The 15,842-nt window shown below is 63.6% G+C and carries 17 protein-coding genes and 1 pseudogene; 7 read left to right on the top strand and 11 right to left on the bottom strand.

What is annotated here, in order from left to right; genetic code table 11:
* Positions 1-8: 8 nt before the first annotated feature.
* From ACIGJG_RS26150 to ACIGJG_RS26140, 3 genes are all read right to left on the bottom strand, one after another.
* Positions 9-977 (bottom strand): Bug family tripartite tricarboxylate transporter substrate binding protein, encoded by a 969-nt coding sequence (locus ACIGJG_RS26150; RefSeq protein ID WP_011300730.1) that lies wholly within the window; start codon positions 975-977, stop codon positions 9-11.
* Between the two features lie 76 nt (positions 978-1,053).
* Positions 1,054-1,995: an NAD(P)-dependent oxidoreductase gene (locus ACIGJG_RS26145; RefSeq protein ID WP_140948928.1), complete on the bottom strand. Its 942-nt coding sequence runs from the start codon at positions 1,993-1,995 to the stop codon at positions 1,054-1,056.
* Positions 1,992-2,690 (bottom strand): RraA family protein, encoded by a 699-nt coding sequence (locus ACIGJG_RS26140; protein ID WP_011300732.1) that lies wholly within the window; start codon positions 2,688-2,690, stop codon positions 1,992-1,994. Before ACIGJG_RS26140 ends, ACIGJG_RS26145 begins: the two co-directional genes overlap by 4 nt.
* Before the next feature lie 208 nt (positions 2,691-2,898).
* On the opposite strand from ACIGJG_RS26140, the gene ACIGJG_RS26135 reads away from it, so the two are divergent.
* The gene (locus ACIGJG_RS26135) at positions 2,899-3,627 is read left to right on the top strand and encodes an IclR family transcriptional regulator (protein ID WP_011300733.1); all 729 of its coding nucleotides are present in this window, start codon (positions 2,899-2,901) and stop codon (positions 3,625-3,627) included.
* A 67-nt stretch (positions 3,628-3,694) separates the two neighbouring features.
* Here the strand turns inward: ACIGJG_RS26135 and ACIGJG_RS26130 are convergent, their stop codons facing one another.
* From ACIGJG_RS26130 to ACIGJG_RS26110, 5 genes and pseudogenes are all read right to left on the bottom strand, one after another.
* Positions 3,695-4,351 (bottom strand): cysteine hydrolase family protein, encoded by a 657-nt coding sequence (locus tag ACIGJG_RS26130; protein WP_011300734.1) that lies wholly within the window; start codon positions 4,349-4,351, stop codon positions 3,695-3,697.
* A 53-nt stretch (positions 4,352-4,404) separates the two neighbouring features.
* The gene (locus tag ACIGJG_RS26125) at positions 4,405-4,632 is read right to left on the bottom strand and encodes a hypothetical protein (RefSeq protein ID WP_220630194.1); all 228 of its coding nucleotides are present in this window, start codon (positions 4,630-4,632) and stop codon (positions 4,405-4,407) included.
* A gap of 433 nt (positions 4,633-5,065) precedes the next feature.
* Positions 5,066-5,290: a hypothetical protein gene (locus ACIGJG_RS26120; protein WP_483673299.1), complete on the bottom strand. Its 225-nt coding sequence runs from the start codon at positions 5,288-5,290 to the stop codon at positions 5,066-5,068.
* An 803-nt stretch (positions 5,291-6,093) separates the two neighbouring features.
* Positions 6,094-6,537, bottom strand: a complete 444-nt coding sequence (locus tag ACIGJG_RS26115) for a GNAT family N-acetyltransferase (protein WP_483673298.1) — start codon at positions 6,535-6,537, stop codon at positions 6,094-6,096.
* A 315-nt stretch (positions 6,538-6,852) separates the two neighbouring features.
* Positions 6,853-7,017, bottom strand: a pseudogene (locus tag ACIGJG_RS26110) (ATP-binding cassette domain-containing protein); the annotation flags it as partial.
* On the opposite strand from ACIGJG_RS26110, the gene ACIGJG_RS26105 reads away from it, so the two are divergent.
* Positions 6,989-7,591 carry an ATP-binding cassette domain-containing protein gene (locus ACIGJG_RS26105; protein WP_483673297.1) on the top strand — a complete coding sequence of 201 codons (603 nt, stop codon included), beginning with the start codon at positions 6,989-6,991 and terminating at the stop codon, positions 7,589-7,591. The pseudogene ACIGJG_RS26110 and the gene ACIGJG_RS26105 sit on opposite strands and share 29 nt — an antisense overlap.
* A 44-nt stretch (positions 7,592-7,635) precedes the next feature.
* Here the strand turns inward: ACIGJG_RS26105 and yddG are convergent, their stop codons facing one another.
* Entirely contained in the window at positions 7,636-8,580 is a 945-nt protein-coding gene (gene yddG, locus ACIGJG_RS26100) for an aromatic amino acid DMT transporter YddG (RefSeq protein ID WP_483673296.1), read from the bottom strand.
* 623 nt (positions 8,581-9,203) lie between these two features.
* Here yddG and ACIGJG_RS26095 point away from each other — a divergent pair.
* The 3 genes from ACIGJG_RS26095 to ACIGJG_RS26085 are packed head-to-tail and all read left to right on the top strand — an operon-like array spanning position 9,204 to position 11,966.
* Positions 9,204-10,187, top strand: a complete 984-nt coding sequence (locus tag ACIGJG_RS26095) for a Bug family tripartite tricarboxylate transporter substrate binding protein (protein WP_483673295.1) — start codon at positions 9,204-9,206, stop codon at positions 10,185-10,187.
* A 35-nt stretch (positions 10,188-10,222) separates the two neighbouring features.
* Entirely contained in the window at positions 10,223-11,578 is a 1,356-nt protein-coding gene (locus tag ACIGJG_RS26090; protein ID WP_483673294.1) for an acyclic terpene utilization AtuA family protein, read from the top strand.
* Positions 11,579-11,615: 37 nt separating this feature from the next.
* Positions 11,616-11,966 carry an AtuA-related protein gene (locus ACIGJG_RS26085; RefSeq protein WP_140953345.1) on the top strand — a complete coding sequence of 117 codons (351 nt, stop codon included), beginning with the start codon at positions 11,616-11,618 and terminating at the stop codon, positions 11,964-11,966.
* Here ACIGJG_RS26085 and ACIGJG_RS26080 read toward each other — a convergent pair.
* Both ACIGJG_RS26080 and ACIGJG_RS26075 read right to left on the bottom strand, forming a co-directional pair.
* Positions 11,876-12,733: an IclR family transcriptional regulator gene (locus ACIGJG_RS26080; RefSeq protein WP_483673293.1), complete on the bottom strand. Its 858-nt coding sequence runs from the start codon at positions 12,731-12,733 to the stop codon at positions 11,876-11,878. The two genes, ACIGJG_RS26085 and ACIGJG_RS26080, sit on opposite strands and share 91 nt — an antisense overlap.
* 23 nt (positions 12,734-12,756) lie before the next feature.
* On the bottom strand, positions 12,757-13,950 hold the full coding sequence (locus ACIGJG_RS26075; RefSeq protein WP_483673292.1) for an acyl-CoA dehydrogenase family protein: 1,194 nt from the start codon (positions 13,948-13,950) through the stop codon (positions 12,757-12,759).
* A gap of 165 nt (positions 13,951-14,115) precedes the next feature.
* On the opposite strand from ACIGJG_RS26075, the gene ACIGJG_RS26070 reads away from it, so the two are divergent.
* A complete protein-coding gene (locus tag ACIGJG_RS26070; RefSeq protein ID WP_483673291.1) occupies positions 14,116-14,781 on the top strand; it encodes a GntR family transcriptional regulator in 666 nt (221 codons plus the stop codon).
* Between the two features lie 73 nt (positions 14,782-14,854).
* Positions 14,855-15,820 (top strand): GNAT family N-acetyltransferase, encoded by a 966-nt coding sequence (locus ACIGJG_RS26065; RefSeq protein ID WP_483673289.1) that lies wholly within the window; start codon positions 14,855-14,857, stop codon positions 15,818-15,820.
* The last annotated feature ends 22 nt before the right edge of the window (positions 15,821-15,842 follow it).

Raw genomic sequence — 15,842 nt, 5'->3', positions numbered from 1 at the left:
CTCCTGTCTTACTGCTTCTCGATATTGGCTTTCTGCGCCACGGGTGCCCACTGCGCAGTCTCGCGTTGGATCAGCTGCGCAAACGCGGGGCTGTCAAGACTGCCCGGTTGGGCGCCCAGCCGGGCAATGAATTCCTTCACGTCAGGCGTCTGGAGCGCCTTCTGGATTTCTGCTTGCAGACGCGCAATGACGTCTTTCGGCGTGCCCTTCGGCGCAGCCAGGCCGGCCCAATTGAACAGGCTGAAGCTAGGAACACCGCCTTCCGCGAACGTCGGCACATTGGGGAAAGCGTCAACGCGGCTCTTCCCGCTGATGGCCAGCAGCCGCATCTGGTTACCCTTGACCTGTGCCAGCGCGGACGGCGTCGACACAAAGAGCAAATCGACGTTGCCGCCGAGCAGACCCACCATGGCCTCGCCCGCACCCTTGTACGGAACATGCATCAGCTTGATTCCCGCCGCCTGCTGGAAGGCTTCCGCGGCAAAATGCGGCGCGCTGCCCGGACCACCGCTGCCAAACGTCACCTCGTCGGGATGGGCTTTTGCATAGGCCACCAGCGATGGCAGGTCCTTGAATCGCGAGCCAGCCTTGACGCCGACCACCACCGGCGCAAACGAGAATGGCGCGATGGGAATGAGCGCCGACTGGTGATCCCAGTTCAGCTTCTTGAAGACATACGGCAATGTCGTGTACGAGCTGTCGTTTGCCAGCAGCGTGTAGCCGTCGGGCTGCGCGTTCACCACCTGCGACGTGCCAATGGTGCCGGACGCACCCGGCTTGTTTTCGACGACGAAGCTCTGCCCCGTTTGCGTACTGAGCTTCTGCGCGATCTTTCGCGTGATCACGTCTACCGCCCCACCCGGAGGATTCGGCACGACGATGCGCACAGGTTTGTCCGGATAGGCCGCTGCGGCGGACAAGGCATTGAGGCTCAGCAGCATCGCCGCGGCGACGAACCCGAAAGTGCGGTGGAACATCTTTGTCTCCTTGCCGCGAGGCCCCTGAGGGGTCCTGCGGCATCGTTGTTTGTGGCCTGCTACCGGGCGGGGGTATTCAGGCCGGCACGACGCCGGCTTCCAGCACGGCAAGTACATTTTTCGCCGCGCCCACGCCCATGTTCACGTATGCGGCATCGCTCACCCCGCCGATATGCGGCGAAAGGATCAGGTTCGGCACGCTTTGGAACGGATGCGGCACGGGCATCGGTTCCACGGCGAAGCTGTCCAGCCCCGCGGCGTACAGCTTGCCGCTGTTCAGGGCTTCGACCAGCGCGGGTTCGTCGATCAGGCCGCCGCGCGCGGTGTTGACAAGGATCGCACCGTCCTTGAACGTGGCCAGCGTTTCCCGGTTCAGCATCCCGCGGTTTTCGTCGGTCAGCGGGCAGTGGAGCGATACGACGTCCGACTCCGAGAAGATCCGCGGCAGTTCGGCCAGCGTGACGCCTTGCGGCGCGGTCTTGGCGAACGGATCGAATGCGATGACCCGCATGCCCATCGCGATGCCCACGGCCGCTGCGCGACGGCCGATCTCTCCGAGCCCGACGATGCCGAGCGTACGCCCCTCCAGCTCGATGGACTTGTGGACGGCCTTGTCCCAATGACTTGCGCGCATCCGCTCGTTGAGATGGGGCACTGCCTTTGCGCACGCGAGAATCAGGGCCCACGCGTGCTCAGCCACCGCGGCGGCGTTGGCGCCGACGGCAGCCTTCACGGCAATGCCGCGAGCCGCCGCGGCATTCTGGTCAATCACGTCGATGCCGCTGCCGTGCTTGGAGATCACCTTGAGAGACGGCGCGGCGTCCATGACGGCGGCGCCGATCTTGCCGTACCGCACGATGATGGCAACGGGATCCTTTTCCTTCGCCAGGGCTACCACCGTCTCTTCGCTGCACTGCTTGCCCGCGAAGCAGACTTCAAAGTCGTTGAGCAACGCCAGCGCCTGCGGCGCCAGGTCATTCCCCGTGACGAGCAGAACGGGTTTCCTGGCTTCGCTCACAGCACTTCCCCTTCGGCCAGCACGCCGGCCTTGCGCAGTTCGCCTTCCAGCCAGCCAGGGCGGAGGTCGCCGGCCTTGATGGCGGCGATGCGCTGGGTTTCCGAATCGAGCTTCTTCTGGGCCAGTTCAAGGATCGCCGGCACATCTTCGCGGGGGATCACGACCACGCCATCGGCGTCACCCACGACCAGGTCGCCAGGATTGACGGCGACGCCAGCCACGGATGCCGGCCAATTGACGAGGCCGCCGAGCGCCTTGGTCGGTCCGCACGGATTGGTGCCGGCAGCGAAGATCGGGAAACTGCCGTTGGCCAGCTCGCGCGAATCCCGCACGGCGGCGTCGACGACGAAGCCGGCAATGCCCGAAGCCTGAGCCTGGGTTGCCATGATCTCGCCACACATGGCGGCGGTCTGGTCGCCCTTGGCATCGATCACGATGACGTCGCCCGGCTTGGCGATGGCCAGTGCGACGTGGAACATGAGGTTGTCGCCAGGGCGGACCTCCACAGTCAGCGCGGGGCCGGCGACCTTCATCGAAGGCGACAAGCCTTGCACGCGCCCGTTCAGCGTGCCGCGACGGCCAACGACGTCGGCCAGGATGGCGGCCTGGAACCTGGAGGCGCGCTCAACCAGCTCGGGAGAGACACGCTCGAAATCGCGACGAATGGCGGGGGATGCTTTGGCTTGAGTGCTCATGTACTACTCCAGGTATAGAACTCTGTGACGACGGAGGTGCTCACCAACATATCTCAATTCGATCGTTGTACCCTGTACAACATCGTTTCATAAACGTGTGGGAACTATAGTATGTCCGCCCGGATGTTCCACTTCTCGTTTACCCCTGTACGTGTCAAAACACCGTTGTACTATGTACAATGCTCACACCATAGCCAGGAATGGATCGATGAGTAATCACGGTGTCGCTGCAGTCGAGAAGGCGCTCGGCTTGCTGGACTGCTTTCGGCTCGGGGCCGAAATCCAGTCGCTTGCGCAACTCGCCGCAGCCTCGGGCATGCACAAGACCACGGTCTTCCGCCTGTTGAATTCGCTGGAGCGAATGAGCTACGTGGTGCGCACGGCCGACGGCCGGTACGCGCTGGGGCCGCGCCTGCTCTATCTGGGAAAGCTATACGAGTCGTCGTTCCAGCTCGGCTCGGTCATCGAGCCCGTCCTGCAGGAACTTGCGCTGGCCACGCGCGAAAGCGCGTCCTACTACGTGCTCCATGGCGACGAGCAGCGCATGTGCCTGTATCGCGCCGAGCCCAGCGAAGGCCTGCGGGAAACGCGCTTGCCGGGCACGATATTGCCGCTCGACGATACGGCAATCGGCTCCGTCCTGAAGTACTGGGGCAAGGAAGAAGCGTCCGCGAAGCGCGATGATCCGTTGCCCTGGTTCACGTCCGGCGTCCGGGACGTATACACGGCGGCGTTCGCTACGCCCTTGTTCGGTGCCGGTGACAAATTCGTGGCCGCGCTCACGCTGTCCGGGCCGGCGTCACGCCTGGAAGCGGCGGACCGCTCGGAAATCACGCGCGTGCAGCTCGTCGCCGCGGCGAAGCTGTCGCGGTTGCTGGGCGCCAGTCCGGCGTGGTGCGAAACGGTCTATCAATCGGCCAGTTTCGTGCACGACTGAGCGTTCCACCGGACTGAAACCGTCTGGCAACGCGCCCTACGCTGCGTAGGCGAATTCCCCGCCGCCGTCAGGCAAGCAGTGACAAGGCATCTGCGAGCGAGAGCACGGTTGTGCGCGAATCAAACGCTGTTGAAAAAAGATGTTCGTGGACGACCGGATCGGGGTCGTAGCAACAGTCCTTTACCGTGAACAGCCGAAAATCCGCGTCACTCGCGTACGCCACCGAAGACAGCACCACGCCAGTCGACGCAATGCCCGCCATCAGCAGCGTGTCGATCCCCTGCGCGGAAAGCCGGACCTGCAGGTCGGTACCAAAGAACACGCTGGCCCGATGCGCGATGATCAGCGGTTCGGACGCCTGCCGGCCGAGTTCCGGCGAGATCTGGTCGTCGACAAACAGACCCAGTTGCCGGATACCCTGCCCGTTCCGGTTCAAGGGACTGATTTCCGGATAACCCGGGCTGAAGTGGATCTTGGCGAAATAGACGCCCACGCCCCCGGCCCGCGCAGCATCACACAGCTTGCGTGTATTGGTCAGCAACGCAGGTGCGACCGACGGGAACAACTGCAGGATGTCGGTCTGATAGTGCATGACCACCAGTGCGGTTTGCGCCGGAACAATCGCCGGAATCCGCGTGGTCACGCTGTCCGCATCGGCGGCGCCTTCATTGTGCTGCCGATGGCTTGCCGAATCGACGGATCCACAATCAACGGGCGGCGACATAGGGCGACTCGATAGAGAAGGATGACCGACTCTATCACGTGTGTGCCCGCAGTCTAGGCCCTCGCCACCGCCACGCTGTTGGCGCCATGGTCCAGCGCATCCGCGATCGCATCGCAGGCATGACAGAAGAATCCGTAATACATGCCTCGCCCGTTGATCACTATTCGAAACAGGATGACCTTCCGAAAGGGTTCGGCACTGAACCCCGTAAAACCGGGGGATACGGAGGTGTTGCCCTTCGCATCATCACTCGCGGCGTTGAATGTCGTAATCCAAGGCATGGTGCCTCCTCAAACGAGACCGTCTTGCGTGACAACCCCCACGGGCCACACACTTCGTAGCGCGAATATGCATGCGGGTCTGGTCTGGCTCTGCAAGTTTTGTTCTTGTCCGTCGCCGATCTTACGCAGAACCAGATCGCGAACCATTAGTCAGACGGCTGGTGTCCACATGCACGGCCTCATACCGGAATAGACCTCCGCAGAGCCTTTCGGAAAAGCGGACACTGCTTCTCTTGGATCGCCTGGCGGCGTCCGTATCGAGAAGCGCGAAATGCTGCGTGCGGGGTCGTTGCTGGCCGGGAGATTGCCGAAGAAACTGCAGGCAGCAGCCAGGAGGATGAAGTAGTGAAGAGACGTCCGCCGAAGGTTTAACGCCGGCAGACGCAAGCGCGCGCCACCGGCGAATCATGTATCACACGCTGCGCACACATCATCAAGGTGACGGCCACTGGCTGAACACGATCAGCGCAGCCGCGCCGCGCCCGCGCACACATACGTCATCGCAATAGTCGACCACAGCCTCGGGGGCGAAGCGGATCTCTACCGTATCGTCACCATCGGGAATTCCCGTTGCGCCCATCTTCAGGCTCAACGCCACCCCGGCTGCCACGCCAAGGCCGAGCAACACCACAGCCGCTAAACACCGACCACGCTTCATCGCCGTCTCCGTCCGCCTGTCTTCAGGCTTGTGACCGGATGCTAGGGGCTGGAGGCGGCGCCTACTTCGTCAAAGCGGACTAGGGGGAATCCCGAATGCGTTCGATCAAGCGCCTCCGACTCGGGCGCCCTGCACTCAAAAGACGATGCCGTGGCTCTGATACTGGATGACCGTACCACGCCGAGGGCGTGGACGAGACACGTTAGCGTGGCAAGAATTCGAGATCGGCGCCGTGGTGGGGATTCGCCACATCTTTTGATGGCCAGAAGATGGCAGCCGATCTCTTCTTGGCTCGGAGGCTAGCCAACGACTGGCGGAAACACGTACCAAGCGCCGTCGCCGTGGCGGAAGAAAGCAATGGACAAGCGCCGGGTGGGATGCGTCGATTCGACCTGAACCAGGCAACCCTTGCGGTTCGCCAAGTGCCTGAAGCAGGCGACCCGAGCGGGATTTGCCTCGCTTGGCGACAACCACTTCTCGACCAGTGCGTGTAGCGAATTATCGGTATTTCGCATCTGTCACTCCCTTGGCGGCGCTGCATAAACTGCCGGCACCTCTTGATTTCAAGACTAGATGCGGAGCAACGCCGATGCCTTCGGTAAGGGACAACAACGGGCGTCAGGACGGACTGAATCGCTCGTAGGAAATGCCTGACAGCAGGCGAATCGCGTGCCGGCAGGCGATCCTGCTCACTCAACCTGAAATCAGGAAACCTCCACGCGATTTCTCAGTTTTGAATCCGCGGATCAGCAGGCGATTGGTGTGCGCGAAGGGGCGCAGATCCGCATGCCCGGCATCCGCACTCAGTTCAACTGGCGCGCCATGAAATGCGTCCGGGCGCCAAAACTGCGCAACAGACTCAACGACAACTGCGTCTCACGCACAAGGCAGTCTATCGAGGTTAAGGTAAAGCCATGGCGGGCGAAGAAGCCCGGATGCTCGTTCGTCAGCACCGTCGCATTGCGGCAGCCGCCGGCGCGGGCTCTCATCAGAAGCGCACTGACGATATAGGTGCCCAGCCAGCGGCCACGAAATTCCGATAACACCGCGACCGTATGGATGGCAAAGGTAAGGCCGTATTGTTCACCATAGGCACAGCCGACGATCCGTCTCTCGAACTCCGCCACATGGTAGAGCCGCCCCACATCGCTTGCCTCGGCAAGCGTCAGGCCGCAAGCCTGCAGTACTTGTGCAATGCCTTCCGTATCATCACCTGAAGCTGCACGGAGTCGAACGTCTCTTATCATTTTGATGACTACGTTGTGGACTTTCGCTCTTCAATACTTGCCCCATAGTAGTCCGTGGGCGACATTCCGGGAACTGGAATACCAGGAATTCGGAAAACTATGCGCCTCCGCCGGCAAGGTTGTCATCACCCAACCGAGTCGACGATGCGGGAATCCGCACAGGCAATGCGATTCTTCGGACGATGGTGTCGACAATACCGGCCGACAAAAGACGACGTTCGCATCGCGATCAATGCGTCCGCCTGCCAAGTGCACCGAGGCGACGATGCACGCTGACGGAAACGCCGCAAACATGCGATCGAACACGCGGCCTTCGGCCTGCGGGTCTAGCGCGCTGGTCGGTTCGTCGAGCAGCAGCAGCGAGCTTCCCTGCGCCGCCAGTGCACCGCGGGCCAGCGCAAGCCGCTGCCGCTGGCCACCGGAAAGCATCGGCCAAGCCTGCTCCCCCGGCTTGACACCATCGTCTAGTGGAGGCAGGCCGCGTGGTCGACGCTGGTCCGCGCGAGGAGGTACGCATGGCATCGACCTCCTGCTGCAGCGCGGAGCGCGCGTCGCGCTTATCGGCCCGAGCGGCGGTGGCAAGAGCACGCTGCTGCGTGCGCTTGCTGGTCTCTATCATCCACAGCAGGACGAACTTCGGCGTGACGGCGCGGCGCAAGACTGGGCCGAATTGCGCTCGCTGGCCACATTGATTCCGCAGGAGGCCGAGGTGTTCGAGGCCAGCGTGGAGGAGAACCTCACCTTCGGCGAGCCGGCCGACACCGACGCGCTGCAATCCACCACGCGCATCGTCCGGGTAGCGCCACGTGACACCGCGCAGTGTCAGGCTCCGCCACGGCGCATCGGGTACGACAGCCGATACGGCCGCCTCCGGATCGCCGGGCGCCGCCCAGATCGGATCGGCACTGCCGTAGTCCGTATGCTGACCGATGGCAGGTGCAGCGGTGGTGGAATCGGACTCGGTCATGCAGTCATTGCTCCTTTGCCGCGTATCCGGGGAGTATGGGGCAATGCATCGGAATCGGGGCACGACACGTCTGCCGCAAGGCAATGACTACTTCATGGAAGACAGATGACCTGAAATTACCCGCCGAAAGCTCATTGCTTCCAGACACGGTCGCGGACCGGAGCACGGTCGGGCGTTGCAGCCACCTTGCGCCGCGGTGCGCGCGTCGCCAGCCAGCACAGCACGGACCCCGCGCATACCAGTGACGCGCCTTTCCAGAACGCCAGCGAAAGCGGTATATGCAAGAGCAAGCCAGCCAGTGCGGCTGAAATCACAGGGATGAAATACGACGCACCCGCAAGCACCGTTACGTTGCCGTGCAGGATGCCCACGTTCCACGCCGCATAGCCGAAGCCCATCGCCGACGCTGCCAGTGCCAGGTAGATGACGGCGTGGTATGTGAACGCCATCGGCGCATGGTCGCCGGTGAAGTACTTGATCCACAGCGCCATTGCGGTGAACATGAAGAACAGCGTGACGCCGTTCTTGCCGCCGGCAATCCTGTTCGTCACGGTGCAATAGGCCGCCCAGATCAGCGCGCCCGCTAAAGCGAGGCCGTAGCTGAGCGGGTTGTCCCTGACATTGGCCACCATGCCTGCAACATCCAGCCCCTGCTCGCCGCCCAGCACCAGGCAGATACCCAGGATCGCAATCAGGAAGCCCGGCACGATCAGAACGTTCGCCTTCTGCTTGTTGAAGGCGATGGCGCACAACATGGTGAAAGACGGCCAGAGGTAATTGACCATCCCCACCTCGATCGCCTGCCTGCCGCTGTGCGAATAGCCGATGGACAGCGACAGGCACAGTTCGTAGGAGACGAACAGGATGCTGCCCCAGACCAGATAGCGCCGCGGAAATTCGCGCAGACGCACGAAGCCAACCGTCAGCATAAGCAGGACGGAGGCAACCGAGTACATCATGGCGGCGCCACCGGTCGCGCCGAGGCTTTCACTGACGCCGCGGATCAGGCCGACGATGGAACTCCACAACAGGATCGCAATGAGCCCGATCAACGTGGCCTTACGCGTGCTTTGCATGACACCTGCTTTCATTGGCTGGCTGGATAAAAGGTCGCCATTATCCCCCCGGCCGCAGCGGCGTGAGGGGATACCGGCTTTGCGCTTCTATGAATGGAAGCCAACAGGCTCTGGCTTGTCGCCATATTTTCGGTGTCGTTTCATCCCGCAGCACGTCTTGCCGCCAAGGCGCGCCTGCTCTTCCGGCGTGAGCGGCCGCGTCTGATTTGCCAGGCCCTGACTGCACCGGTGGCGCGCGACATATCAGCCGGCCTGTTCGGTTGCCCGTTGCAGATGCCGGCGTGGCGACAGGTGTACTCAGCCACCTCGCAACGCGACGAAACGATTACGTAGAAGCCACTTAATTCGGACCTTAGATTGTTTCAATTGTCTTCAGCCCCTAGCGGGCTTATCTTGCCAGTAAGGCCACCCCTGCAGAACGCTCCCCGTTTCTGTTCAAGGCCGTTGAAAGCGCGGTATGACCGCGCTTCTTTTTTGTGGCGGCGCGTTCTGTGCTGAATTTTCATCCAATGAAAATTCAGCACGTTTGATTGACGCCGTTTTCGGCCGCTTCCTACTATGTGCGCACAGAGTTTCCCTCGATGAAACCGCCACCTGCGCACATCGCGCCCAGGAGACAGCCGATGACTGCATTCCCGCGCCAGCCCCTGCTGGCCGCCCTGCCGTTGATCTGTGCCGTGCTTGCCATGCCCGCAAGCGCCGCCGGAACGTTCCCATCCAAGCCGATCCGGCTCGTCGTGCCTTTCACGCCCGGCGGCACGACCGATATCCTCGCGCGCCTTGTCGCACAGAAGTCCGGCGAGGTGCTCGGGCAGTCGGTCGTTGTCGACAACCGCCCCGGCGCCGGCGGCAATATCGGTGCCGAGGCCGTTGCGCGCAGCGCGCCCGATGGCTATACGCTGCTCATGGGCACGCTCGGCACGCAGGTCACCAACCAATTCATCTATGCGCGCATGCCGTACGACAGCGCCCGCGATTTCACGCCCGTGACGCTGGTGGCAAATTCGCCGAACGTGCTGCTCGTAAACAGCACGCTGCAGGCGAATTCGGTTGGGGACCTGATCGCGCTCGCGAAACGAGAACCGGGAAAGATCAACTACGCCTCGACCAGCACGGGCGGTTCCCCTCACCTCTCCGGCGAACTGCTGAACGCAATGGCAGGCGTGAACATGCAGCACGTGCCCTACAAGGGCGCCGCGCCCGCGATGACGGACCTGCTCGCGGGGCAGGTCAACCTGATGTTTGACAACCTGCCATCGGCACTCGCGCAGATTCAGACGGGCAAGATCAAAGCGCTGGCGGTGACCAGTGTCAAGCGCGCATCCGTGCTGCCCAACGTGCCAACCGTGCGTGAATCGGGGCTGCCCGGCTATGAGGTCAACTCGTGGTTCGGTTTGCTCGCGCCGGCGGGCACGCCGCCCGAGCGCGTGCGCCAGATTCAGCAGGCGGTCGACAAGGTCCTTGCAATGCCGGATGTACGCAAGCGCATCGAACAACTCGGCGCGGAGCCGGGCGGCGAAGGCTCCGCCGCATTCGCCGCCGAGATCAAGGCCGATACCGAGAAGTGGTCACGCGTGATCAAGAGCGCCGGCATCAAGGCGCAATGACTGATACGCATCGCCAAACCAGGACACATGACGTCATGACCCAGAACACTACGTTGCGCATCGGCTCCGGATCGGGCTGGTGGGGGGACCGCGTAGAACCGGCCGAACGCTCCGCACGTCTCGGCAAGCTCGACTACCTGTGCTTCGAGACCATGGCCGAAGCGACCGTTTCGGCCGCACAGGTACGCAAGCGGCGCGACCCCGCATTCGGCGGCTACGACACGTATCTCGACGACCGCATGCGAGCCGTGCTGCCCCATTGCATTGCGCACGGCACGCGCATCATCAGCAACCAGGGCTGGATCCATCCCCTGGGCGCGGCCCGGCGCGTGGCCGAACTATGCAAGGAACTCGGCCTGCCCGACGTGAAGATCGCGGCCGTCACCACGACCGACCTGACGAGCAGCATCTGCGAACTCGACCTGACGTTGCTGGAAAGCGGCGAGCACGTATCGACGCTGCGCGAAACGCTGATCAGCGCGGAACCGTACGAGGGTGTCGGCCCGATCGTCGAAGCGTTGCGCGCCGGGGCGCAGATCGTGGTCACGGGGCGTGTCGCCGACCCGTCGCTCTTTCTGGCCCCGATGATCCATCACTTCGGCTGGCAAGCGGACGACGTTGCACGGCTCGCGCGCGGCAGTGCCATTGGCCATCTGCTCGAATGCGGCGCGCAGGTGACTGGCGGCTACTTTGGCGACCCCGGCTACAAGGACGTGCCGGAGCCGTGGAATCTCGCATTCCCGATTGCCGAGGTCGAGGCCGATGGCAGCGCGGTCATCTCGAAAGTCGCGGGCAGCGGCGGGCGCATTGACCTGCAGACCGTCAAGGAACAGATGTTCTATGAAGTCCACGATCCGGGCCGCTACATCACGCCCGACGTGATTGTCGATTTTTCGACCGCCGTACTGGAACAGGTCGCACCAGACCGCGTGCGCATCAGCGGCGTAAGCGGGCTGCCACGCACCGATACGCTCAAGGTGTCGCTGGGCTGCACGGAAGGCCATATCGGCGAAGATATGTTCTTCTATGCCGGCCCGGGTTGCCTGGAGAAAGCGAAGCTCGCGAAGCGCATTCTCGAGGAGCGCTTCGCCATGGCCGCGTTGCGGGCCGACGAGTTGCGCATCGATTTCCTGGGCGTCAATGCGGTTCACGGCGCGGCATCGCCCGAGCCCGCGTGCGAGCCCAACGAAATTGCAGTGCGCGTTGCGGCCCGCACGCGCACACGGGAAGAAGCCGCCAAGGTCGGCCGCGAGATCGACAGCATGGCCGTATGCGGACTAGCCTCCACCGGAAAGCGCGTGCCGCACCAGGACCGTACGCGCGAGATCATCGGCGTGTGGTCGGCGCTGGTGCCGCGCGCGCTGATCCGGTCGCAGGTCCAGTTCGTCTGACCATCCGCAACCGCTTACCTGACGGGGAGACCACATCATGCGCGTACCGCTGCGCCGCCTTGCCCACAGCCGTTCCGGCGACAAGGGCAATACTTCAAACACAGCCGTCATCGCCTATGCGCCGGAGTTTTATCCGCATATCAAGCAGCAGCTCACCGCAGATGCGTTCAAGGCGCACTACGGCACGCTGATTACGGGAGCCGTCACGCGCTATGACGTTGATGGCTTGCAGGTTCTCAATTTCGTCGCCGACGGTGCACTGGGCGGCGGCGTCTCGCGAAGCCTCGCCATCGATAACTACGGCAAAGCGCTCGCCAGCGCCGTGCTGCGCTTTGAAGTGGAGATTCCCGACGGGCTCTCGCCGCTGCTGCGTGGCCCGGCACACTGAGGGCCGCCCGCCGGCACCACGACGCGCGTCCACGCGCCGGTGATGCGGCGCGCTTCCTGGAGGAGGTGACGCGCAAGGCTTGCCTCGCGGCTGCGAATGCGATCGCACAGCGCCGCCACGCTGAGCGCGCCGATGGGCCGACCGTCATAGTCGAGAATCGGCACGGCAATGCCGCCCATGCCTTCGACCACCCAGTCCAGGAACAGTACATAGCCGCGCGCGCGTGCCGCGTCCGCCTCGGCGGCAATCGACGGCGCATGCAGCCGCGGATAGTTCGCCAGCTTGCGGGCCGTCTGCTGCAGACGGCGCGTGCGTTCCGCCGGTGGCAGCCACGCGAGCACGGCGAGACTGCCCGCGCCGACGCCTAGCGGTCGCCGTGTGCCGACTGTCACATAGTTCGCATGCACAGGAAACGACCCGGTGACGACGTCCGAGCACACGGCCTCGCCGCGGCTGGCCTCGGTGAGCACCGCGGTGTCTTCAAACGTCTCCTGCAACCGCTGCAACGCCGGATGGGCCAGCTCGCGCAGGTCGACGCGCCGCTGCCCCACATCGGCAAGCTGGAACACCTCGGGGCCAATGCCATAGCAACGCTTGTCGTCGCGCGTGGCGAAGCCTTCCTGCACCAGCATGTCGAGCATGCGCGACGTCGTGGCGGGGTCAAGACCCGTGGCGCGCGCCACATCGCTCATGCGGCGCACTTCAGGATCGGATAGCGCGCGCAATACTGCCAGCGCGCGCTGCACAGGGGACGGGCGTGTCGCCATGATGCGGGGCTCAGCAAACGCAATCAGCCATGTTGACGCGTGCCGAGCGTGTCGCGCTTGATTTTCTTCGCGAGCGACCACTTGTGGACTTCGGTCGGGCCGTCGTAGATGCGGAAGGCGCGCAGCTCGCGGAAGGCCTGGTCGACGATGGTGTCGCGCGACACGCCATTGCCGCCCAGGATCTGCACGCAACGGTCTGCGACACGGAACAGCGCTTCCGAGACCGCCACCTTGGCCATCGAGCTCTCGGTGGTGCCCGCCGAACCCGTGTCGAGCACGCCAGCGCACCAGTCGATCATCAACGCCGCCTGCTGCAGGTCGATCAGGTTTTCCGCCAGCATGAAGCCGACGCCCTCATGGTCGATCAGCAGCTTGCCGAATGCCTTGCGCGTGGTGGCGTGGGCGCGCGCGATCTCGTCCGCGCGCGTGACGGTGCCGAACCAGCGCATGCAATGCGACAGCCGTGCCGGCGACAAGCGCACCTGCGCGTAGCGAAAGCCTTCGTTGACCTCGCCCAGCACCTGGTCGGCAGGCACGCGCAGGCCATCGATCAGGACCTGCGCATGACCGCCGGGCATCGAACTGTCGATGGTGTCGAGCACGCGCTCGGTGCGGATTGCCGGATGCGGCAGGTCGACGAGGAACATCGTCGCCTGCGCGCGTTCGCCGTCGCCGGTGCGCGCCATGATGATGCCCACGCTGGCGCCTTCGGCACCGGTGATGAATTTCTTGCGGCCGTTGAGCACCCAGTCATTGCCATCGCGGACGGCGGTGGTGCTCAGCATCGACGGATCCGACCCGGCGCCGCCCTCTTCCGCGGGCTCGGTCATGAAGAACGCCGAACGTACATCGCCACGGACGAGCGGCGCCAGGAAGCGCTCCTTCTGCGCGGGCGTGCCGACTTTGCCGAGCAGGAACATATTGCCTTCGTCGGGCGCCATCGTATTGACGGCCACGGGGCCGAGCGGCGACAGGCCCGAACGCTTGAGCACAGCGGCTGTCTCGTGCTGGGTCAGGTGTGAACCATCGGCCAGGATGTGTGGCGTCATGACGCCCGCAGCACGTGCCTTGGTGCGCAGTTCATGCACAAGCTCGGCGGTCGGACCATGTGCGGTGCAGCGCAGGTCGCTTTCATACGGCGCCACCACGTCGCGCACGAAGCGCTCGACGCGGTCCGCAATTTCCTGGCTTCTTTCAGTGGGACAAGGAGTAAACATGGGTGTCATTCCCTCGACTTGGGTGGGGTCGTCACTTGCGGACCGTTTGCAGATGGGATCAGATTGTAGGATGATTTCATCCCATGTCAACGGCTCCGGTCCGACGGGACCTGCCAATCGATTAGAATCGCCGCCGTGCCAAGACCGACCTCCGCCGCCTCCGCCATGCCTATCGATACGCCCACCGACGCCAGCCCGGCGGACGGCAGCGCATCCGACACCGTGTTCTTCGGGATCATGAGCGGGCTGGAACTTGGCACCTTCGTGCCCGGCCAGCGGCTCGTGGAAACAGACCTGGTCGCGCATTTCGGTGTCGGCCGCAACTCGGTGCGCGAGGCGCTGCAGCGGCTGGCCGCCGAGGGCATCGTCGACCTGCAACGCCATCGCGGCGCGGTCATCCGGCGGCTGAGCCTGCAGGAAACCCTCGATGTACTCGATGTCGCGGAACGCATGACTGGCCTGCTCGCGCGCGCCGCCACGCGCGGCAGCGGCAACCAGCCGCAGGTTCAGGCCTTGCGCACGTCGGTCCAGGCGCTCGTCGCAGCAGAGAAGGCCCAGGACGGCGAGACGTTTTCTAACGCCAGGCGCCATTTCTATCGCACGCTGCTGGAAATGGGCGACAACCGCGAACTGCGCCGGCTGTTCCCGACCATCCATATGCCGATCGTCCACGCGCAGCATCGGCTGGCTTCGTTGCGGCAGATGCGGCTCGACGATTACCGTCGCATCGCTACGGCGGTACTCGCTGGCGAGCCCGACGCGGCCGAGGCTGCCGGTGCGGCGCATGTGAAGAATGTGCGCGGCGCCATCCTGGACAGACAACCCGCCTGACCCACGCTCTCACCTTGACCAGGTTGCGAGTCGCAACTAATATTGGTTGCGACTCGCAACTTTCTGAGAGATCATGGACTTCGTCGACGTTCCTGCCGTCACCCGTGACGCCACCATCCTGTCGCTGCGCGATGTTTCCCGCAAACTCGTCCGCGAACTGGGGTTCATGCGCGCCACCCTGGCCAATAGCGATCTGGCGCCTTCCGCGGTGCACGCGGTGCTGGAAATCGGCATGAAGCCCGGCATCACGGCAAAAGATCTGGCCACCATCCTGCGGCTCGACAAGTCGAATACCAGCCGGCAAATCGCACGGCTGGAAGCCGCTGGTTTTGTGGAGCGCCGGGTGTCCAGCGATGACGCGCGTTCGTCCGAGCTGTATTTGAGCGCGGAAGGGAAATCGCTCAGGGCAAGGATCGACCAGTTCGCGACCAGCCAGGTATCGAACGCGCTTCGGCACATGGCGCCCGCCGACCAGCAAGCCCTGCTTCGCTCGCTCGCGCTCTATGCCAATGCGTTGGCGCAGGACAACGCCGGCAATGCGCCGCCAGCCACGCCGGAAGCGGTGCAGATTATCGAGGGCTACCAACCCGGCTGCATTGGCGATATCGCCAGCCTGCACGGGCGTTTCTATGCGGCGCATTGGGGCTTCGGTGCCTTTTTCGAGAAGCGGGTCGCCACGGAACTTGCTGCATTTGCCGGGTCGCTGCCAGTCGACGGCAAGGCGCTTTGGCTCTATGTCGAGAATGGCCGCTCGCTGGCGTCTCTCGCCATCGACGGCGACAAGACCACCGGCATCGCGCATTTGCGCTGGTTCATCGTCGACGAATCGCTGCACGGTTCGGGTATCGGACGCGAACTCATGGCCCGCGCCATGCGATTCGTCGAGACGCAGGGGTTCCGCGAAACGCATCTCTGGACGTTCAAGGGACTTGAGGCGGCACGCCATTTGTACGAGTCGCATGGCTTCCGGCTGAGCGAAGAGTTCGAGGGCAGCCAATGGGGGACCACGGTGACGGAGCAACGCTTCAACCGGGTCTGAGGCCAAGCTTGTGCGGTGCCGC

The organism is Cupriavidus sp. C1SS-2L, assembly GCF_057073735.1.
Note: the sequence above shows the minus strand (reverse complement) of the source record. Positions and strands in the feature narration are given on the sequence as shown.